The organism is Sphingomonas sp. PSPC2-2, from assembly GCF_049897725.1.
In the GTDB taxonomy this organism is placed as follows: Bacteria; Pseudomonadota; Alphaproteobacteria; order Sphingomonadales; family Sphingomonadaceae; genus Sphingomonas.
Window position 1 is genome coordinate 78,333 of record NZ_JAFCWU010000006.1, and the last position, 18,584, is coordinate 96,916.

Consider the following 18,584-nt stretch of genomic DNA (forward strand, 5'->3'; position numbering starts at 1 on the left):
CCTATGCAGAAGGCAGCAGAAGCGGGGTCAGGTCCGCATTATCTCGCGCTACGCGATCGTCTGGTCGAGGAGATCGCCTGCGGCGCGCTGGGAGCGGGCGCGCGGTTGCCGTCCGAGCGGCGGCTTCAGCTTGGGTCGGGCGCGGCGCGCGGCACCGTGCGTGAAGCGCTGTTCCAACTGGAGGCGGAGGGGCTGATCTATCGTCGCGACCGCAGCGGCTGGTATGTCTCGCCGCCGCCTGTGGTCTATGACCCGACGCGCTGGGCGGGCTTCATGACCTATGTCGCCGAGCAAGGCCGCGTGCCGACGACCGAAACGCTGCACAAGCATACGGTGGCGGCAGCGGCGGTGGATGCGGCGGTGTTCGGCTGCGCGGTTGGCGCGCCGCTGTACGCGCTCGCCCGCCGCCGCGCGATCGACGGGCGGCCGGTACTGATCGAGCGGATCCTGGTCGATCCTGCGATCGCGCCCGGCCTGATCGATCACGATCTGGATGGGTCGCTAACGGCGGTGCTGACCGGGCGGTATGGCGTGCGGGTGGTGCGCAACCATGTCGAGATGCGACCGTGCGCGCTGATCAAGGACATCGCGCAGGCGCTGGGCGTCGCGTCGGGCACGCCGGGGCTGCTGGTGGTGCGCCGCAGTTACGATGCGGCGGATCGCATCGTGGAATATGACCACGAATATTGGCGGCACGAGGCAATCCGCGTCCTGGTCGAGGTGCGCACGCGCGATTAGCGCTTGGCGAGCGCATAGGCCTGGGTTCCGTGGGTGAGGACGCGATCCTCCGGCAAAAGCGTGGCCACGGGTATGTCCGGTGTACCGGCCAGCGCCTCGTAAAGCGGCGCGAAATCGGTCTCGACCGTCACGCGCAGCAGTTCGTCGAAGCTCGGGATCACGAAATAATTCTGCTGGAAATCGTCAATCCGGTAGTCGGTGCGCATCACGCGCTTGAGATCGAAGGCGATGCGGTTGGGGCTGGCATCGTCGAGCGCAAAGCGGCTTTCGGCAAAGCTGGAGACGATGCCCGCGCCATAGATGCGCAAACCCTCGGGCTCGGCGATCAGGCCGAATTCGACCGTATACCAGTAAAGCCGCCCGAGATATTTGAGCGCATCCAGGCCCTGCGCGCGCTGCCCGCCGCGCCCATAAGCCGCGAGATAATCGGCAAAGACCGGGTCGGCGAGCATCGGCACATGGCCGAACACGTCGTGGAACACATCGGGTTCCTGCAGATAATCGAGCTGGTCGGGGCGGCGGATGAAATTGCCCGCGACGAAGCGACGATTGGCCATGTGATCGAAAAACACGTCGTCGGGCACCAGCCCCGGCACCGCCACGACTTGCCAGCCGGTGAGCTTCATCAGCCGCTCCGATAGCTCCTCGAAATCGGGAATGCCGGGTTTGGACAGCTTCAGTACATCCAGCCCTCGTAAATAGGCGTCGGAGGCGCGGCCCGGCAGTAATTTGGCCTGGCGCGCGAACAACGTATCCCACACGCGGTGCTCCTCCTGGGTGAAGTGCGCCCAGTCTTGCGGGATCGTCCAATCATCCGCCGCGTTGGCTGGTGGGCGGTCGAGAACATGCGTTTCTTCGGTCATGACTTCAGGGTAGCACAGCCATAGCAGGGCAGGAAACGGGTTGCAGATGAAACGACTTTTCAGCGCGCTGTGCGACCGGAATCGGCGATGAAGCCACCATCGAAGCTGTTATGGGCGCTGGAGGTGCCGCGGGGTGCCTGGGGCCTTGCCTCGCTTGCGGGCGCGCGCACGATGCTGGCGCAGGCTCCGCGTGGTGACGGGCGAGCGGTGATGCTGCTGCCGGGGCTGTTCAACAGCGATGCTTCGGGGGTGTTCCTGCGGCGCTATCTGCGTAGGCTTGGCTATCGCGCCGAAGGCTGGGGGCTCGGGCGCAATCTCGGCGCGCGCACGATCGGGCCGGAGGGCGAGCGGCTGTTGGCACGGATCCGTGCGATGTATGACGAAACGGGCGCACCGGTGACGCTGATCGGGGTCAGCCTGGGCGGGATCATGGCGCGCTTCGCGGCACACCGTCTGCCCGGCATGGTGCGCGAGGTGGTGACGATCAGTTCGCCCTTCGCCGGCGACCCGCGTGCCACCAACGTGTGGCGCGCGTTCGAGTTGTTGACCGGGGAGCGCGTCGATGCCCCGCATGTCCGCGCGCAAAGCGCACTGGTGGCGGAGCCGTTGCCGGTGCCGAGCACCGCGATCTGGAGCCGCAGCGACGGGCTGGTCAACGGCATGATCTGCCATGATGCCGCCAGCCGCGCGATCGAAGTACGGAGCAGCCATGTCGGGGTGCAGGTGCGCCCGGCGGTGATGCTGGCGGTGGCGCGCGTGCTGGGCGGCGGGGCGACCTAACGCACCCGCCGCCATGTGCCGGTTTAGCGTTCGGCGTGGGGCCGGTATTGATCGCAATCGTCGCGATTTTGCGCGCGACATTCCTTATATTGCCGTTTCAGATCCCGTCCTTCGCGCGCTTCCTGCTTGCGCATCTTGCGGCCGTAATTGCGATCGGCTTCGGACTGACTCGTCGTCGTCCAGTCGACCGCCTTGCTGGTCGCGCGCACGGGCAGGGTGGCGACATTGACCACCGTCTTGGCTAGGCAACCGCCGCCAAGCAGCGGGAGCAGGGCGGCGACAGCGATCACGGATTTGCGCATTACTGGCCTTTCGCCTTGGCACGCCGAGCATTGCGCGCGTCCACGCCGATATACGCGAAGTCTGTGAAGAAACCATCGATGCCGAGATTGAGGAAGCGCGTGATTTCCTCGGCCAGCTTACCGCGCGCGACGGGGTCGGTGCCGATACGCAGCGATGGCGGCAGGAACATGTTTTCCGCGCGGAAGGTCCAGGGATGGAGCCGCAGCCCGACGGCATGGGCGTCCGCCACCAGCGTGGACGGGGCGGCATCGCCGCGCTGGATCATGTCCTTATTGGGGCCGATCCCGTACGCATAAGCCGCGACGGCCTTGAGCCCTTCGGGTGTCGCCATCGCGGCGTAGCTCGGTGCGGCGTTGTCGGCGGGGGCGCCGGTGGCGTCAATCAACTGGATCAGGCGCAGGCCGGTCATGCTGTGCAATTGCTTGAGGTTGTTGACCTCGAACGACTGGATGAACACCGGGTCGCTCGGCTTGGACCAGCCCGCCGCGTTCAACTGCGCGACGAGGCGGGCCTCCATCGGATGGCCGATGCTGGCGAAATAGGTCGGATGCTTGGTCTCGGGATAGATGCCGACGACGCGGCCACCGACCGAATGTTTCTTGGCGAGCGCGATCACCTCCGCCAGCGTCGGCACGTCGAACTGGCCGTCATATTTGGCGTTGTCGGGGCGAACCTTGGGCAACCGCTCGATCGCGCGCAGCGTCTTCAACTCGGCGAGCGTGAAATCCTCGGTAAACCAGCCGATGTGGGTTTCGCCGTCGATCACCTTGGTGGTGCGGCGTGCGGCGAATTCGGGATGCTTGGCGACATCGGTGGTGCCGGTAATGTCGTTTTCATGGCGCGCGACGAACACGTCGTCCTTGGTCAGCACCAGATCGGGCTCGATGAAATCGGCACCTTGTTCGATCGCCAGCGTATAGGAGGCGATGGTATGTTCGGGACGCAGCCCGCTCGCGCCGCGATGCGCGATGACGATAGGGGAGGAAAGCGGCTTCACCGGCACAGTCTGCGCCATTGCGCCGCCCGATGCCAGCAGCAGCGCCGCCATACCGGCTATTCGCGTGCGCGCGATCCCTTTAAGAAGGGCGGGCGTGCGCCGATATACGGAAACCAAAGCGTTCATAATCGTTACCCCAAGCTCAACGGGAGGCGAGCCTCAATGCATTTCACCATCAATGGCGCGACCCATACGGTCGAGCCCGATATCCGTGCCTCACTGCTCGATGTGCTACGCGAACATCTCGGGCTGACGGGAACGAAGAAGGGCTGCGACCATGGCCAGTGCGGTGCGTGCACGGTGCTGGTCAACGGCCGACGGATCAATGCATGTCTCACTTTGGCGGTGATGCATCAGGATGATGACATTCTGACGATAGAAGGACTTGGCAGCGCAGAGGACCTGCATCCGCTGCAGGCCGCCTTCATCAAACATGACGGTTATCAATGCGGCTATTGCACGCCGGGGCAGATTTGTTCGGCGGTCGGGATGCTCGATGAGATGGCCAAGGGCTGGCCGAGCCATGTCAGTGCCGATCTGGAAACGGTCACGCTCGACGGGGCTGAGATTTCGGAGCGGATGAGCGGCAATCTGTGTCGCTGTTCGGCCTATCCCAATATCGTCGATGCCATTGCCGAAGTCGCGGGGGCGGAGCGCGCATGAAGACCTTCACCTACAGCCGCGCCGAGAGCCCCGAAGCTGCGGTCGCCGCCGGTGGCCGCTTCATTGCGGGCGGCACCAATTTGCTCGATCTGATGAAGCTGCAGATCGAAACGCCGGAGAAACTGGTCGACATCAGCCGGCTCGATCTCGCACGGGTCGAGCGGCGCGGCGATGGCGGGCTGACGATCGGGGCGTTGGTGCCCAATAGCGACCTTGCTGCGAACATGCAGGTGATCGCCGATTATCCGGTGCTGAGCCGCGCTTTGCTCGCTGGAGCCTCCGGGCAATTGCGCAACAAGGCCACGACCGGCGGCAATCTGCTCCAGCGCACGCGTTGCCCGTATTTCTATGATACCGCGATGGCGTGCAACAAGCGCGACCCCGGCGCGGGCTGTTCGGCGATGGACGGGTTCAACCGCAATCTCGCGATTCTCGGGACCAGCGAGCAGTGCATCGCCACCAACCCCAGCGACATGGCGGTGGCCTTGCGCGCGCTGGATGCGACGATCGTCACGCTCACCTCTGACGGTGACAAGCGCCGGATCGCGATCGGCGATTTCTATCGCTTGCCGGGGGATACGCCCGAAATCGAGACGGTGCTCCGGCCGGGCGAACTCATCACCCATGTCGAACTGCCCGTGCCGCCTGCCGGTGCGCAGGCCTATCGCAAGGTGCGCGACCGCGCGTCTTATGCCTTTGCCTTGGTGTCGGTGGCGGGGGTGGTTGCGGTTGTGGACGGGAAGATCGCCTCCGCCGCGCTGGCGTTTGGCGGGCTTGCGCCGATGCCGTGGCGCGACTCGGCGGTCGAGGCCGCGCTGGTCGGGCAAGCGCCGAGTGACGCCGTGTTTGCGGCTGCGGCGGATGCGCTGCTGGCCGACGCCAGGGGCCACGGCGCGAACGATTTCAAGATACCGCTCGCGCGCCGGACGCTGATCGCGACGCTGCGCACGCTGACAGGAGCAGGTGCATGAGCGACTTTACGATGGATGCCGATCATCCCGGCCTCGCAATGGATCGCGGCGTGCAAGGCGTGCTCGGTGCCGCGCTTGACCGCAGCGAAGGCGCGCTCAAGGTCAGCGGCGCGGCACATTATGGTTATGAGCATCTGGTCGAAGGCGAGGTGGCGTACGGCTATCTGATCACAGCGCCCGCCGCCAAGGGTAAGGTGACGGGCATCGATACCGATGCCGCGCGCGCGCTACCCGATGTGCTCGACATCATCGTCGATGATCCGCGCATCCCGCGCCAGGCGGCGGCGTTCGGCCCGGCTCATACAGGGAACGACGAGATCGACCATTGGGATCAGGTCGTCGGCGTTGCGGTGGCGACCAGTTTCGAGGCGGCGCGCGCGGCGGCGAAGGCGGTGCGCGTGCATGTCGCCATCGAACCCGGCCATTTCGACACGATGGCCGATATCGACAAAGCGAGCGGCCCGCCCAAGGATTCGCGGCTGCAGGACATTGCCAAGGGCGATATCGAAGCCGCCATGGCGCAGGCGGCGGTGACGATCGACCAAATCTATACCACGCCCAACCACGTCCATGCCGCGATGGAGCCGCACGCCTCGGTTGCGATCTGGAATGGCGATTCGCTGACGCTGCATTCCAGTCTGCAGATCCTCAAGGTCGCGCGGCAAGTGCTGGCCAAGTCGCTGGGCGTTGCCGACGAAAAGGTGCGAATCCTGTCACCCTATATTGGCGGTGGCTTCGGCGGAAAGATGCTGGGGCCGGATGCGGTGCTGGCGGCAATCGCCGCGCAGAAGCTCGGGCGTCCGGTCAAGATCGCGATGGCGCGCCGCCAATTGTTCCACAACGTGTATCGCCGCACCGACACCCATCAGCGCATCCGCCTCGCCGCGACCGAAGAGGGCAAGCTGCTGGCGGTCGGGCATGACAGTGTCATTAGCCAAGGTCCCGATGGCGGTTTCATGGAGCCGGTCGCTTTGGGGTCGATCTCGCTTTACGAGGCACCGGTCCGGCATTTCAGCCACAAGGTGGTCACGCTCGACATGGTGATGGCGGGCGCGGTGCGCGCGCCGGGCGAGGCGGTCGGCACGCTCGCTCTGGAAAGCGCGATGGACGAGATGGCCGAGGCGCTGGGCCGCGATCCGATCGACTTTCGCAAGCTGAACGAGCCGAAGGTCGATCCGATGACGGGTGCGCCCTTTTCGACGCGCGGGCTGGTCGCTTGTCTTGATCGCGGGGCGGAGGCCTTTGGCTGGGCCAAGCGTTCGGCGCAACCGGGGCAGGTGCGCGAAGGTGAATGGCTGATCGGCATGGGCGTGTCGGCAGCGGTGCGGATCAACCTGCTGGTCGATTCGGAAGCGCGCGTGACGCTGTCGCCCGATGGCCGCGCGCGGATCGAAACCGACATGACCGATATCGGCACTGGCAGCTACACGATCCTCGCGCAGATTGCGGGCGAGGCGCTGGGGCTGCCGATGGAGCAGATCGACGTGATCCTGGGCGATACCGATTTGCCGCCGGGCGCGGGCTCGGGCGGGTCGTTCGGTGCGGCGAGCGCGGGGTCCTCGGTCGCGCTGGCGTGCGAGGACATCGTCGCGACGCTGGCCGAGCGGATGGGGGCCAAGGCGCAGGACATGACGTTGAAGGACGGTCATGCGGTCGCCGGCAACCGGCGCGTGCCGCTCGCCGAACTGGTTGGTGACGCGCCGCTGGTGGCGATGGGCAAGATTTCGCAAGGCTCCAATGCCCGCACCTTCAGCCAGGCGGCGCACGGTGCGCAATTCGCCGAAGTTGCGGTGAATGCCGTGACGGGCGAAGTGCGCGTGCGGCGCATGCTTGGCGTGTTCGAGGCCGGGCGAATCCTCAACGCGAAGCTGGCGCGCAGCCAGGCGATTGGCGGGATGATCTGGGGCATTGGCTATGCGCTGATGGAGGAAGCGGTGCTCGACCAGCGCCACGGCCAGTTCGTCAACCATGACCTGGGCGAATATCATGTGCCGAGCCATGCCGACGTGCCGCCGCTCGACGTGCTGTTCCTCGAAGAGATCGACACCCATGCCAATCCGATCGGGGTGAAGGGATTGGGCGAATTGTCGATTTCCGGCGCGGGCGCGGCGGTGACCAACGCGATCTACAATGCCTGCGGCGTGCGCGTACGCGACTTTCCGCTGACGCTCGACAAGATAGTGTCCGGTTTGCCGGAAATGTGACTCCTCCCCGGAACGGGGAGGATCAGGAGAAGATGATGGCCGATAACGATTCCGTGCTGAACGCCGCCGCGCAGTGGAAGGGCGCGCCGCTCGCGCTCGCCACGGTGGTATCGACCTGGGGATCGGCCCCGCGCCCGCGTGGCAGCCATATGATCGTCCATGCCGACGGGCGGTTTGAAGGCTCGGTGTCGGGCGGCTGTGTCGAGAGCGACATCTTGGCGACCGCCGCCGAGGTGATTGCGGGCGCGCCGTTCCAGCTCAAAAACTATGGCGTGGCCGATGCCGCCGCCTGGGAAGTCGGCCTGCCGTGCGGCGGCGAGATTTCCGTGCTGGTGCAGCCGGTATCGGCCGAAGGCTTCGACCCCGAACTGTTCGACCGCATTGCCGAGGCGCAGGCGAGCGGCGAGGCGTTGGCGGTGTCGACCGATCTTGCCAGCGGGCAAAGTTCGCTGCGCCCGCTGGAGGGCGCGGCGTTCGTCAATCGCTATGATCCGCCGCGGCGGCTGTTCATCGTCGGTGCGGTGCAGATCGCGCAGGCGCTGGCTGGTCTCGCGCGGCAATTGGGCATCCAGGTGACGATCATCGATCCGCGTGCGCGCTTCCTGACCGAGGAGCGTTTCCCCGGCGTCACGCTCGACGATCGCTGGCCCGACGAGGCGATCGAAGCGCTCGACCCGGGTCCGGCAAGCGCGGTGGTCACGCTCAGCCACGACACCAAGATCGACGATCCGGCGCTGGTTGCAGCACTTGCGCGGCCCACCGCCTATGTCGGCGCGCTCGGTTCGCGCCGCAGCCATGCCGCACGGCGGGAGCGTTTGGCGGCGGCGGGCGTTGCAGACACGGACATCGATCGCATCGATGCGCCGGTCGGGCTCGATATCGGCGCGATCGGCCCCGCCGAAATCGCGCTGTCGATCGCGGCGGCCATGGTAGGAGCGTTCAACCGGAAGGACTGAAGCGATGATCGCGGTCGAAGAGTGCGTGCTGATCCTGCTCGCGGCCGGGCGATCGCGCCGGTTCGGTGACGCGGACAAATTGCAGGAACCCTTTCTCGGCAAGCCGCTGGCCTATCATGTCGTCACTGCGCTGGAGGACGTGCCGTTCAAGGCGCGCTTCGTGGTATGTTCGGGCACCGAGCTCGATTTCGCCAGCCGGGGCTATGCCGTGCTCCACAATCACAATCCCGATGACGGCATGTCGGGATCGGTCAAGCTCGGCGTCGCGGCGGCGCGCGAGATTGGCTGCGCAGCGGTGGTGATCGCTCTGGCCGATATGCCGCGCGTGACCGCGACGCACATCCACCGCTTGCTCGAGGCGGCGAGCGGCCCGGATGCGGTGGTCGCGTCGAGTAACGGGGTTCACAGCAGCCCGCCCGCATTGTTCGGGGTCGATCAGTTCGATGCGCTGATGACGCTGAGCGGCGATGAAGGCGGTCGCGCAATGGTGCGGGCCGGGCGGCATGTGATCGCGCCCGAGGCCGAATTGCTCGATATCGACCGGCCCGAGGATCTCGAACGCTTGCGCGCGTTGCGTTGACTTAGCGCACGTAGCTCGCGCCGTTCACGTCGAGCACTGCGCCCGTCATCGATGGCGGCGCATCGAGTGCGAGGAAGCGGGCGACCTCGGCGACTTCCTCGGGGCTAGCCACGCGGCCGAGCGGAATGTCGGCGAGCAATTTGTCCCCGCCGCGACTCTCCAGATACTCTTCGGCCATGCCGGTCATGGTGAAGCCGGGACAGACCGCAAAGGCAAGAATGCCGTCCTTGGCATAGCCGCGCGCGATGCTCTTGGTCATCGCGACCATGCCCGCTTTGGACGCGGCATAATGCCAATGCTGCGGCGAATCGCCGCGATAGGCGGCGCGGCTGGCGATGTTGACGATCCGCCCACCGGTCCCACGGTCCTGCCAGTGCAGCACCGCGAGGCGGCACAATTCCGCGGCGGCGGTCAGGTTGATGCGCATTGTGCGCTCCCATTCCGCAACCCAGGCGGCATCGTCGCGCGTGATCGGATTGGCTTCGAACACCCCGGCATTGTTGATCAGCACGTCGATCCGCCCGCCATGCGCGGCGAGCGCCGCGTCCCACAGCGCGCGCGGTGCCGCCGGATCGGCAAAGTCGGCCGGGATGCCGCTTGCGGTCCCCTGTCCGATGACGGTGGCACCAGCCGCCTGTAGCGCCGTCAGCGTCGCGGCACCGATACCGCGCGAGGAACCGGTGAGGAGAATATGGGTCATGCGCCCGGTGTAGCGGGCGATCGCGGTCGCCGCCATATCGCTCGCTCGTGATGGCGCGCGGTCAGGCCGCGACGCTGGCCGAGAAGGTATCAGCGGCGCGCTTCAGGCCCCCAAGACGATCATCGACCTCGCCGAAATCGTGTTCGAGCGTTTCGATTTCCCCCGCAACGCTTTCGGTGTCCTCGCGGATCGCGGTGATCGTGTTAGACATCGAATCGGCGGCGAGCGCGGTTTCGTCGACGGCGGCGGTGATCGCGGTGACGGTCTGCGCCTGTGCCTCCATCGCGTAGCGGATGCGGTTGGCGCTTTCCTGCACCTCGGCCACGGTCGATTTGATCGAGGCGTTGGTCGCGACGGTCGAGCGCGTGGCCGACTGGATCGCGGCGATCTTGGCGGCGATGTCGTCGGTGGCGCGGGCGGTCTGGCTGGCGAGGCTCTTCACTTCCTGCGCAACGACGGCAAAGCCGCGCCCGGCATCGCCAGCGCGCGCGGCCTCGATCGTGGCGTTGAGCGCGAGGAGGTTGGTCTGCCCGGCAATGTCGCGAATGAGCCCGAGGATCGATTCGATCGACTTGGCATGGTCGCTGAGCGTCTCCGACATGCCGACCGCAGCCCCCGCCTGAGTCGAGGCGCGGGTCGCGATTTCGGCGGCGGCTTCGACCTCGGTGCGCGCATCCTCGATCGCGCGGATCAGCCCGGCGGCGGTCTGTGCGGCTTCGCGCATCGCCATCGCCGATTGCTCGGCCGCAGCCGCGACTTCGCTGGTCTTGCCCAGCATCCCGCGCGCCGATCGCGCAGCGCCCTGCGCCTGAATGCGGATGCGATTGCCGAGCGCGGCGGTGCCCTCGATCGATCCGGCGATGGTCGCGCTGAACGCGCTTGACCGCGTGCGGCGCTCGTCGCGGGCCCGCTCGGCATCGCGTGCGCCGAGATGCGATGCCATGACGTCGGCCTCAACCAGCCCAAGTCGCTGCACGCAATCCGCCAGCACCCGCAGCCGGGGGGACCCCATCCCGAGCTTCGCCTCGATCCGTTCGAGCGTACGGCTATGCGCGAAGCTCAACGAGGTCAGCAGCGCTGGCAACGGAATATTGGCCTTTTGCGAATCGGTGGCGTGGCGGATCGCCATGCGCATCCAATCGTCGTCCAGCGGCGCGGCATATTTGGCGCGGGTATATTTTGCGCTGTGCGCCACGCGCGCGGACAGATAGTCGGGCGTGAAGAACCCCCGGATATGCGCCGTTTGCGGCAGCGAGAGATAATACTCCCAGAAAGCGCGCGCGATTTCGCCTTCATGGCCGACGATGGCGTCCGCAATTTCGGCGGAGGCGGCGGCGACACTGCCATCCCAATCATAGTCCGCGACGCGCGCGGCGGCAGTGCGGCTTACGCCACTCCACCCGCCGGCGGTCGCGCCCTCGGGCGTCCCGCTTCCAGCCATGTCAGATCCTCTCCAGGGCTCATGCAGCGACTTTCGCGACGAATTCGCTCGCGCTGTTCTTGAGCATGCCAAGTTTCGTATCGAGCGAGTCGAAACCGCGCCCGACGCGGTCGATCTCGGAGGCAACGCTTTCGGTGTCCTCGCGGATCGCGGTGATGGTGTTGGACATCGAATCCGCGGCCAGCGCGGTTTCATCGACGGCGGCGGTGATCGCGGTGACGGTCTGCGCCTGCGCTTCCATCGCATAGCGGATGCGGTTGGCGCTTTCCTGCACTTCCGAAACGGTCGCCTTGATCGAGGCGTTGGTCTCGACCGTCGAGCGCGTGGCGGACTGGATCGCGGCGATCTTGGCGGCGATGTCGTCGGTCGCGCGTGCGGTCTGGTTGGCGAGGCTCTTCACTTCCTGCGCAACCACGGCAAAGCCGCGCCCGGCATCGCCCGCGCGGGCGGCCTCGATCGTGGCGTTGAGCGCGAGCAGATTGGTCTGCCCGGCAATGTCGCGGATGAGACCGAGGATCGATTCGATCGACTTGGCGTGGTCGCTGAGCGTCTCCGACATGCCGACCGCAGCACCAGCCTGGGACGAGGCGCGCGTCGCGATTTCGGCGGCGGCTTCGACTTCGGTGCGCGCGTCCTCGATCGCGCGGATAAGCCCGGCGGCGGTTTGCGCTGCTTCGCGCATCGCCATCGCCGATTGCTCGGCTGCTGCGGCGACTTCGCTGGTCTTGCCCAGCATTCCGCGCGCCGAGGTGGAGGTTTTGACCGATTGGCCGCGCAGCACTTCCGATTCCTGGGTCGCCTGTTCGACTGTGGCAGCGATTCCTTCGCGGAAGTCGATCGCCAGCCGGTCGCGTTCGCCGCGCGCGGTGTGAGCGCGGAATGCGTTGTAGATTTCGACGGTGATCTCGGCTTCGAGGCCGGTCAGGCGCATCACCGTATCAATGAACGTCGGCAAGCGCGGGTCGTCCGATTTCACGCGCTTGAACAGAATTTCCAGAGCGGCTCGATCGCTGGCGCAGGTCATCGACAGCAAAGCCATGGTCGAGACCCCCGCCTTGTAGCCCGAGGCGACCGAGCGCTCCATCGACTCGACCCACAGGCGCCCGGACACGTCGCAGAAACGGTGGCGCAGATAGGTGACGCCAAGTTCGACCATCTTGGTTTCTTCATGCGGTTGCCAGCTTTGCGCGCCGGGACTCGCGCGCCGCCACTGGGCCCAGAACGCCAGCGCGATGTCTGCGGCATCGGGCTCCAGGATCGTCCACACGTCGCGTGCCGCACTCTCCAGCGAATTGTCGGAATCGAACGCGCGCAGCCGCGCCCGGATGTCGATCGTCGCAGCAACCGTGCCGGGATTGGGCAATTCATTGACGGTCAAGGCGAAAACTCCGTGTCTGGCATGACCGATGAAGCGGACGGTCCGACACATGGCGTAGCGCGATTTGGTTAATGCGCGGTAAGCGCGGTTGCCGCCCTGCGACGATCGCCCCTTCGATTCGCTCTGGCCAACCGCGCTGCGGGCGATGTCGGCATGTTCGCCACCAGTGCCCGGGGGCGCATGTAGCGATTGCATGCGCACAAGCAGCCTACAAACCTTGCATCGCGCGCTTCGGTGTCTAAGAGAGCACACCTGTATCAGACCGCACATTTCGACCCATCAATCGACGAGGACGTTCCGCCTTGGCCAGCTCTGCTCCCCGCGCCCGCCCGCTCAGCCCGCATCTGTCGATCTGGAAACCGGGTCCGCACATGATCGTCTCGATCGTTCACCGCATCACCGGCGATGGCATGGCGACGGTCGGCACCGTGGTGCTGGTGTGGTGGCTCGCGGCGCTGGCCGGTGGTGCCAAGAGCTATGCGACCTTCACCTTCGTGTTTGGCGAATGGCTGGGCGGGGCGCTCGGCTATCTGTTTGGCATCGGCTTGACGCTGTGCTTTTTTCAGCATCTCGCCACCGGCATCCGCCATTTCGTGCTGGATACCGGGGCCGGTTATGAACTGAAGGGCAATCGCGTCGGGTCGATCGCGACGATGGTATTTTCGGTCCTCGCGACCGTGGCCTTCTGGGCCTATTTGCTGATGGTGAAATAAGATGGGCAATGGAACCGAACTCGGCCGCGTGCGCGGCCTCGGCAGCGCCAAGGAAGGCGCGCATCACTGGTGGGCGCAGCGTGTCACCGCAGCGGCAAACCTGTTCCTGATGGTCTGGTTCTTCGTCGCGATCGCGCGGATGCCTGCTTATGATTACGACACCGCGCGCGGCTGGCTGCAATCGCCCTGGGCGGCGATCCCGATGGGCTTGCTGATCGTGTCGGTCTTCTACCATTTCCGACTCGGCCTGCAGGTGCTGATCGAGGATTATGTCCACGGCGCAGCACGCGTCGCGTGGCTGCTGATCCTCAACTTCTTCACTTTCGGCACCGCCGCCATCGCCCTTTTCGCGATCCTCAAGGTCGCCTTCACCGCCACCACCGGAGCGCCGCATGCCTGAGGCATATAAGATCATCGACCATACCTATGACACGGTTGTCGTGGGTGCCGGGGGCTCGGGCCTGCGCGCGACGATGGGCAGCGCCGAAGCCGGGCTGAAGACCGCGTGCATCACCAAGGTGTTCCCGACGCGCAGCCACACCGTGGCCGCACAGGGCGGCATCGCCGCCAGCCTCGGCAATATGGGCCCGGACCACTGGACCTGGCACATGTACGACACCGTCAAGGGGTCCGACTGGCTCGGCGACCAGGACGCGATCGAATATATGGTCCGCGAGGCACCGCAGGCGGTGTATGAGCTGGAACATGCCGGTGTGCCGTTCAGCCGCACCAACGAAGGCAAGATCTATCAGCGTCCGTTCGGCGGCATGATGCAGAATATGGGCGAAGGCCCACCCGCGCAGCGCACCTGCGCCGCGGCCGACCGTACCGGCCACGCGATGCTCCACGCTCTGTATCAGCAGAGCCTGAAGTATGACGCAGACTTCTACATCGAATATTTCGCGCTCGACCTGATCATGGAAAACGGCGTGTGCCGTGGCGTGATCGCGTTGTGCATGGATGACGGCTCGATCCACCGTTTCCGCAGCCATGCGGTCGTGCTGGCGACGGGCGGCTATGGCCGTACCTATTTCTCGGCGACGTCCGCCCATACCTGCACCGGCGACGGCGGCGGGATGGTGCTGCGCGCCGGGCTGCCGTTGCAGGACATGGAATTCGTCCAGTTCCACCCGACCGGCATTTACGGCGCGGGCGTGCTCATCACCGAAGGCGCGCGCGGCGAGGGTGGTTACCTGACCAACTCCGAGGGCGAGCGCTTCATGGAGCGCTACGCGCCGAGTGCCAAGGATCTCGCCAGCCGCGACGTCGTGTCGCGCTCGATGGCGATGGAAATGCGCGAGGGGCGCGGCGTCGGCAAGGAGAAGGATCATATCTTCCTTCACCTCGACCATATCGACCCCAAGGTGCTGCACGAGCGGCTGCCCGGCATCACCGAGACCGGCAAGATCTTCGCCGGTGTCGATCTGACGCGCCAGCCGCTGCCGGTCACGCCGACGGTGCATTACAATATGGGCGGCATCCCGTGTAACTTCCACGGCGAAGTCGTGCAGTTGAAGGACGGCAACCCCGACAGCGTCGTGCCGGGCCTGTTCGCCGTGGGCGAGGCGGCGTGCGTCTCGGTGCATGGCGCGAACCGTCTTGGCTCCAACAGCCTGATCGATCTCGTGGTGTTCGGCCGCGCGACCGGGCTGCGCCTGAAGGAGACGCTCAAGCCCAACACGCCGCACGGGCCGCTGCCAAAGGGCTCGGAAGAGCTGGCGCTCGGCCGTCTCGACCATTTCCGCAATGCTAAGGGCGGCTCGCCGACCGCGGCGATCCGGCTGGAGATGCAGCGCACGATGCAGAAGAATTGCGCGGTATTCCGCGACAATGCGCTGCTCAGCGAAGGCGTCGAGAAGATTGGTGCGACCTATAGCCGCCTGGCCGATGTCGATGTGCAGGATCGCTCGCTGATCTGGAACACCGATCTCGTCGAGACGCTCGAACTCGACAATCTGCTGGCGCAAGCGGTGGTGACGATGAACTCGGCGGCCAACCGCAAGGAAAGCCGCGGCGCGCACGTCAACGAGGATCATCCCGATCGCGACGACGTCAATTGGATGAAGCACACCACCGCGACCTTCACCGGTTGGGGCGGCAAGGACGGCACGGTCGATCTCGGCTTCCGCCCGGTGCACGACTACACGCTCACCGACGACGTCGAATACATCAAGCCCAAGAAGCGCGTATACTGATCGCGCGTCCCGGCCCTCCCTCTGCAAGGGAGGGCCGGGATCTTGCCAATCGCGCCGGAACTCTCGCGCGCGTCGGAGGTTTGCGCGCTCATGTCCCAGCCCCGCTATCCCCTGCTCGCCAACCCGCACATTCGCTTGTCGGGGCCGGTCGACCAGATGATGTATTCAAGCTTCCGCCAGCAGCTCGAGCAATGCCCGGGCGAGGGCACGCTCGTCATCGCCCTAACGACGCTGGGTGGCGACCCCGAGGTCGCGCGGACGATGGCCGACGATATCCGTTTGCTCGAGGATCATGACGGGCGCGAGATTCTGTTCCTGGGCAAGGTCGCGGTCTATTCGGCAGGTGCCACGTTCATGGCGGCCTTCCCGGTCGATCGCCGCTTCCTCACGCGGCACACGCGGCTGATGATCCATGAGCGCACGATCACCAAGACGCTCAACCTCAACGGCCCGCTGCGCATGGTCGTCGCCTCAATCAAGGCGGCTTTGCACGAAGTCGAGCATTCGATCCTGATCGAGGAGGAAGGCTTTCGCGACATCGTGATGGGCAGCCGAGTCGATTTCGAGGAACTGCGCGAAAAGGCTCCGTCCAACTGGTACATTGAGGCCGAGGAAGCCCGCGCGCTGGGGCTGGTGCTCGACGTGATTTAACCGCGTATCGCGGCGGCGCTGGCGGGCGGTGCCGGAATTTCCGGCACCGCCCTTCGCTTACAGCGAGAAGCCGCCGTCGATGTCGATCGCCGCGCCGGTGATGTACGACGCTTCGTCGCTGGCGAGGAAAGCGGCAAGCGCTGCCACCTCGTCCGCTTTGCCATAGCGGCCGAGCGCGATGCCGGGGGTGAGCAGCTTGGCGATTTCGCCATCGGCGGGATTGAGGTCGGTGTCGATCGGGCCCGGCTGGATGACGTTGACCAGAATGCCGCGTGATCCCAGGTCACGCGCCCAGCCGCGCACCAGCCCGGCCACCGCCGCCTTGGTCGCGCCGTAAATGGCGCCGCCTGCGATCGGCATGGTGTGCGCGTTGATGCTGCCGATCACGATGATCCGTCCACCATCGGCGATCAGCGGCACTGCCGCTGCGGTGCCGGCGAACACGCCGTCGACATTGACACCGAACTGGAGCCGGAACGAGTCGGCCGGATCGGTTTCGATCGAGGCGAAGTCGGCGATTCCGGCATTGTGGACAAGGATGTCGAGCCCGCCGAGCTTTTCGATCGCCTCCTTGATGGCGGCGCGCTGGGCGACGGGATCGGCACTGTCGGCCTGGATTGCATAGCCCTTCCGGCCGGCGGCGGTGATCGCACCGACGGTCTGGTTGGCGGCGTCCTGATTGCCGGCAAAGGTGATGACGACGTCGGCGCCATCGGCGGCGAGCCGACGGGCGATCGCCGCGCCAATCCCGCGCGATCCGCCGGTCACGATTGCTTTCTTGCCCTCGAGTCTGCTGGTCATGATGCGAATTCCCTGGCGCGGCCCGCCCGCTGGAGGGTCTTCGGCGCTGCCTCGCAAATGGCGTTGCGCCCTGCGCGTTCAACGCGCCGTGCCGCTACTTATTCTTTGCATCGTCAAAGATTGATGCGTCGGGGCACCGGCATGGACAATCGCAGTTGCAGCAATTCGTCGCCATAGGGGTTTGCGAGCGGGCCCCTGCTTGTGTACGGCCTATAAGACTCTAGGGCGGTGTACCGCTCCCCACGGATGGAAAGCGCGAGCAAGCGATGGCCGAATTCTCTCTTCCCGCCAATTCTAAGATCAAGAAGACCGGCAAGGTGCATAAAGCCGCTGCCGAGGCGTCGCGGACCAAGAATTTCAAAATCTACCGCTACGATCCCGATGCCGGCGAAAACCCGCATTACGACACGTTCGAGGTCGATCTCGATTCGTGCGGGCCGATGGTGCTCGACGCGCTGATCAAGATGAAGTCCGAGCAGGACAGCTCGCTCACCTTCCGCCGCTCGTGCCGCGAGGGGATTTGCGGATCGTGCGCGATGAACATCGACGGCACCAACACGCTCGCCTGCACCAAGGCGATCGAAGACGTGAAGGGCGACGTGCGCATCACGCCGTTGCCGCATATGGAAGTGATCAAGGACCTGGTCCCCGATTTCACGCATTTCTATGCGCAGTACAGCTCGATCAAGCCGTGGCTGCAGACCGTCACGCCGCCGCCCTCGGGCAAGGAGCGGCTGCAGTCGCCGGAAGATCGCGAAAAGCTCGATGGCCTGTACGAGTGCATCCTGTGCGCGTGCTGTTCGACGTCGTGCCCGAGCTATTGGTGGAATTCGGACAAGTTCCTCGGCCCGGCGATCCTGTTGCAGGCCTATCGCTGGCTCGCCGACAGCCGCGACGAGATGACCGGCGAGCGGCTTGACGATCTGGAGGATCCGTTCCGCCTGTATCGCTGCCACACGATCATGAATTGCGCGAACGTCTGTCCCAAAGGTCTGAATCCGGCCAAGGCGATTGCCGAGATCAAGAAGCTGGAAGTCGAACGGATCGTATAACGCCCTCTCCTGGAGGGAAGGGTTGGGGTGAGGCCGACGGTCGCCTGCGTCACCCTAATCCGCGCTGCGGGGGCTGTCGTCTCCCGCGGGGAGCAGGCTATCGGGGATCGTCGCGTTTTGACTGAAGCTCCTTTTTCGTATGACGACGATCCCGATCTGCCGGGATGGAAGCGCTGGCAGTTTCGCGATCCGACGCGCTTCAACAGCTTTATCGAGCCGTTGCTGGTCAAGGTCGAAGGCCCGATCGCGCGGGTGCGGATGCTGCCGCGGCACGAACATTCCAATATGCGCGGCGATGTGCATGGCGGGGCCTTGCTCGGTTTCATGGATGTCGCGCTGTTCGCGGCGGCGCGCGGCTTCGGTGTCTTGCAGGCGGGCGGGGCGGTGACGCTCGATCTGTCGGCGCAGCTCATCGGGGGCGGCGCGATCGGCGTTCCGCTGGAGGCGCATGTCGAATTGCTGCGGGAAACGCGCAACATGCTGTTTCTGCGCGGGCTGATTGTCCAGGACGCCACGCCGACGATCGCCAGTTTCACGGGCACGCTCCGCAAATCGACGCCGCCGGGGGCCAATCAGTGAGCCGCAGAGCGTCCGTCCG

20 protein-coding genes are annotated in these 18,584 nt (G+C 65.5%); 13 read left to right on the plus strand and 7 right to left on the minus strand.

All coding sequences use genetic code 11. From position 1 onward, the window contains the following. Nucleotides 1-3 precede the first annotated feature (3 nt). Entirely contained in the window at nt 4-738 is a 735-nt protein-coding gene (locus ACP7BY_RS12245) for a UTRA domain-containing protein (protein ID WP_033966228.1), read from the plus strand. Here ACP7BY_RS12245 and phhA read toward each other — a convergent pair. Further along, entirely contained in the window at nt 735-1,601 is an 867-nt protein-coding gene (gene phhA / locus ACP7BY_RS12250; RefSeq protein WP_033966227.1) for a phenylalanine 4-monooxygenase, read from the minus strand. The two genes, ACP7BY_RS12245 and phhA, sit on opposite strands and share 4 nt — an antisense overlap. 87 nt (nt 1,602-1,688) lie before the next feature. Between phhA and ACP7BY_RS12255 the strand changes: the two genes are divergently transcribed. Beyond that, entirely contained in the window at nt 1,689-2,381 is a 693-nt protein-coding gene (locus tag ACP7BY_RS12255) for an alpha/beta fold hydrolase (RefSeq protein WP_033966246.1), read from the plus strand. A gap of 23 nt (nt 2,382-2,404) precedes the next feature. Here the strand turns inward: ACP7BY_RS12255 and ACP7BY_RS12260 are convergent, their stop codons facing one another. Beyond that, nucleotides 2,405-2,683: a hypothetical protein gene (locus tag ACP7BY_RS12260; RefSeq protein WP_033966226.1), complete on the minus strand. Its 279-nt coding sequence runs from the start codon at nt 2,681-2,683 to the stop codon at nt 2,405-2,407. After that, a complete protein-coding gene (locus ACP7BY_RS12265; protein WP_081988798.1) occupies nt 2,683-3,732 on the minus strand; it encodes a glycerophosphodiester phosphodiesterase in 1,050 nt (349 codons plus the stop codon). Before ACP7BY_RS12265 ends, ACP7BY_RS12260 begins: the two co-directional genes overlap by 1 nt. Before the next feature lie 111 nt (nt 3,733-3,843). On the opposite strand from ACP7BY_RS12265, the gene ACP7BY_RS12270 reads away from it, so the two are divergent. The 5 genes from ACP7BY_RS12270 to ACP7BY_RS12290 are packed head-to-tail and all read left to right on the plus strand — an operon-like array spanning nt 3,844 to nt 9,055. Then, nucleotides 3,844-4,344, plus strand: a complete 501-nt coding sequence (locus ACP7BY_RS12270) for a 2Fe-2S iron-sulfur cluster-binding protein (protein WP_137902839.1) — start codon at nt 3,844-3,846, stop codon at nt 4,342-4,344. Further along, the gene (locus ACP7BY_RS12275; RefSeq protein WP_137902840.1) at nt 4,341-5,315 is read left to right on the plus strand and encodes an FAD binding domain-containing protein; all 975 of its coding nucleotides are present in this window, start codon (nt 4,341-4,343) and stop codon (nt 5,313-5,315) included. The genes ACP7BY_RS12270 and ACP7BY_RS12275 overlap by 4 nt, the downstream gene beginning before the upstream one ends. Continuing rightward, a complete protein-coding gene (locus tag ACP7BY_RS12280) occupies nt 5,312-7,519 on the plus strand; it encodes a xanthine dehydrogenase family protein molybdopterin-binding subunit (protein ID WP_033966242.1) in 2,208 nt (735 codons plus the stop codon). The genes ACP7BY_RS12275 and ACP7BY_RS12280 overlap by 4 nt, the downstream gene beginning before the upstream one ends. A 35-nt stretch (nt 7,520-7,554) precedes the next feature. Further along, entirely contained in the window at nt 7,555-8,475 is a 921-nt protein-coding gene (locus ACP7BY_RS12285) for an XdhC family protein (protein WP_033966240.1), read from the plus strand. 4 nt (nt 8,476-8,479) lie between these two features. After that, nucleotides 8,480-9,055, plus strand: a complete 576-nt coding sequence (locus ACP7BY_RS12290) for a nucleotidyltransferase family protein (protein WP_033966225.1) — start codon at nt 8,480-8,482, stop codon at nt 9,053-9,055. 1 nt (nt 9,056) lies between these two features. Here the strand turns inward: ACP7BY_RS12290 and ACP7BY_RS12295 are convergent, their stop codons facing one another. From ACP7BY_RS12295 to ACP7BY_RS12305, 3 genes are all read right to left on the minus strand, one after another. Next, nucleotides 9,057-9,755: an SDR family NAD(P)-dependent oxidoreductase gene (locus tag ACP7BY_RS12295; RefSeq protein WP_033966238.1), complete on the minus strand. Its 699-nt coding sequence runs from the start codon at nt 9,753-9,755 to the stop codon at nt 9,057-9,059. A gap of 61 nt (nt 9,756-9,816) precedes the next feature. After that, on the minus strand, nt 9,817-11,196 hold the full coding sequence (locus ACP7BY_RS12300; RefSeq protein WP_033966224.1) for a methyl-accepting chemotaxis protein: 1,380 nt from the start codon (nt 11,194-11,196) through the stop codon (nt 9,817-9,819). Nucleotides 11,197-11,215: 19 nt separating this feature from the next. After that, complete coding sequence (locus tag ACP7BY_RS12305) at nt 11,216-12,559, minus strand: methyl-accepting chemotaxis protein (protein WP_126848212.1); 1,344 nt, start codon at nt 12,557-12,559, stop codon at nt 11,216-11,218. Between the two features lie 317 nt (nt 12,560-12,876). Between ACP7BY_RS12305 and sdhC the strand changes: the two genes are divergently transcribed. The 4 genes from sdhC (at nt 12,877) to ACP7BY_RS12325 (ending at nt 16,133) form a co-directional block, all read left to right on the plus strand. Next, on the plus strand, nt 12,877-13,287 hold the full coding sequence (sdhC, locus tag ACP7BY_RS12310; RefSeq protein WP_081988796.1) for a succinate dehydrogenase, cytochrome b556 subunit: 411 nt from the start codon (nt 12,877-12,879) through the stop codon (nt 13,285-13,287). 1 nt (nt 13,288) lies between these two features. After that, nucleotides 13,289-13,687: a succinate dehydrogenase, hydrophobic membrane anchor protein gene (gene sdhD, locus ACP7BY_RS12315; RefSeq protein ID WP_033966222.1), complete on the plus strand. Its 399-nt coding sequence runs from the start codon at nt 13,289-13,291 to the stop codon at nt 13,685-13,687. Further along, a complete protein-coding gene (gene sdhA, locus ACP7BY_RS12320) occupies nt 13,680-15,482 on the plus strand; it encodes a succinate dehydrogenase flavoprotein subunit (protein WP_033966221.1) in 1,803 nt (600 codons plus the stop codon). Before sdhD ends, sdhA begins: the two co-directional genes overlap by 8 nt. A gap of 90 nt (nt 15,483-15,572) precedes the next feature. Continuing rightward, a complete protein-coding gene (locus ACP7BY_RS12325; protein ID WP_033966220.1) occupies nt 15,573-16,133 on the plus strand; it encodes an ATP-dependent Clp protease proteolytic subunit in 561 nt (186 codons plus the stop codon). Nucleotides 16,134-16,190: 57 nt separating this feature from the next. Here the strand turns inward: ACP7BY_RS12325 and ACP7BY_RS12330 are convergent, their stop codons facing one another. Beyond that, complete coding sequence (locus tag ACP7BY_RS12330) at nt 16,191-16,934, minus strand: SDR family NAD(P)-dependent oxidoreductase (RefSeq protein ID WP_033966219.1); 744 nt, start codon at nt 16,932-16,934, stop codon at nt 16,191-16,193. Nucleotides 16,935-17,200: 266 nt separating this feature from the next. On the opposite strand from ACP7BY_RS12330, the gene ACP7BY_RS12335 reads away from it, so the two are divergent. Both ACP7BY_RS12335 and ACP7BY_RS12340 read left to right on the plus strand, forming a co-directional pair. Further along, nucleotides 17,201-17,986, plus strand: coding sequence for a succinate dehydrogenase iron-sulfur subunit (locus ACP7BY_RS12335; protein WP_033966218.1), 786 nt, complete (start codon nt 17,201-17,203; stop codon nt 17,984-17,986). 117 nt (nt 17,987-18,103) lie between these two features. After that, complete coding sequence (locus ACP7BY_RS12340; protein ID WP_033966217.1) at nt 18,104-18,565, plus strand: PaaI family thioesterase; 462 nt, start codon at nt 18,104-18,106, stop codon at nt 18,563-18,565. Nucleotides 18,566-18,584: the final 19 nt, after the last annotated feature.

What these genes read in the sequence shown, in the direction of transcription:
- ACP7BY_RS12260 (WP_033966226.1), bottom strand. Translation starts at nt 2,683, where the DNA reads ATGCGCAAATCCGTGATCGCTGTCGCCGCCCTGCTCCCGCTGCTTGGC.
- ACP7BY_RS12300 (WP_033966224.1), bottom strand. Translation starts at nt 11,196, where the DNA reads ATGGCTGGAAGCGGGACGCCCGAGGGCGCGACCGCCGGCGGGTGGAGT.
- ACP7BY_RS12330 (WP_033966219.1), bottom strand. Translation starts at nt 16,934, where the DNA reads ATGACCAGCAGACTCGAGGGCAAGAAAGCAATCGTGACCGGCGGATCG.
- phhA (WP_033966227.1), bottom strand. Translation starts at nt 1,601, where the DNA reads ATGACCGAAGAAACGCATGTTCTCGACCGCCCACCAGCCAACGCGGCG.
- sdhD (WP_033966222.1), top strand. Translation starts at nt 13,289, where the DNA reads ATGGGCAATGGAACCGAACTCGGCCGCGTGCGCGGCCTCGGCAGCGCC.
- ACP7BY_RS12270 (WP_137902839.1), top strand. Translation starts at nt 3,844, where the DNA reads ATGCATTTCACCATCAATGGCGCGACCCATACGGTCGAGCCCGATATC.
- ACP7BY_RS12295 (WP_033966238.1), bottom strand. Translation starts at nt 9,755, where the DNA reads ATGACCCATATTCTCCTCACCGGTTCCTCGCGCGGTATCGGTGCCGCG.
- ACP7BY_RS12275 (WP_137902840.1), top strand. Translation starts at nt 4,341, where the DNA reads ATGAAGACCTTCACCTACAGCCGCGCCGAGAGCCCCGAAGCTGCGGTC.
- ACP7BY_RS12285 (WP_033966240.1), top strand. Translation starts at nt 7,555, where the DNA reads ATGGCCGATAACGATTCCGTGCTGAACGCCGCCGCGCAGTGGAAGGGC.
- ACP7BY_RS12290 (WP_033966225.1), top strand. Translation starts at nt 8,480, where the DNA reads ATGATCGCGGTCGAAGAGTGCGTGCTGATCCTGCTCGCGGCCGGGCGA.
- sdhA (WP_033966221.1), top strand. Translation starts at nt 13,680, where the DNA reads ATGCCTGAGGCATATAAGATCATCGACCATACCTATGACACGGTTGTC.
- ACP7BY_RS12245 (WP_033966228.1), top strand. Translation starts at nt 4, where the DNA reads ATGCAGAAGGCAGCAGAAGCGGGGTCAGGTCCGCATTATCTCGCGCTA.
- ACP7BY_RS12280 (WP_033966242.1), top strand. Translation starts at nt 5,312, where the DNA reads ATGAGCGACTTTACGATGGATGCCGATCATCCCGGCCTCGCAATGGAT.
- ACP7BY_RS12335 (WP_033966218.1), top strand. Translation starts at nt 17,201, where the DNA reads ATGGCCGAATTCTCTCTTCCCGCCAATTCTAAGATCAAGAAGACCGGC.
- ACP7BY_RS12255 (WP_033966246.1), top strand. Translation starts at nt 1,689, where the DNA reads ATGAAGCCACCATCGAAGCTGTTATGGGCGCTGGAGGTGCCGCGGGGT.
- ACP7BY_RS12265 (WP_081988798.1), bottom strand. Translation starts at nt 3,732, where the DNA reads ATGGCGGCGCTGCTGCTGGCATCGGGCGGCGCAATGGCGCAGACTGTG.
- ACP7BY_RS12325 (WP_033966220.1), top strand. Translation starts at nt 15,573, where the DNA reads ATGTCCCAGCCCCGCTATCCCCTGCTCGCCAACCCGCACATTCGCTTG.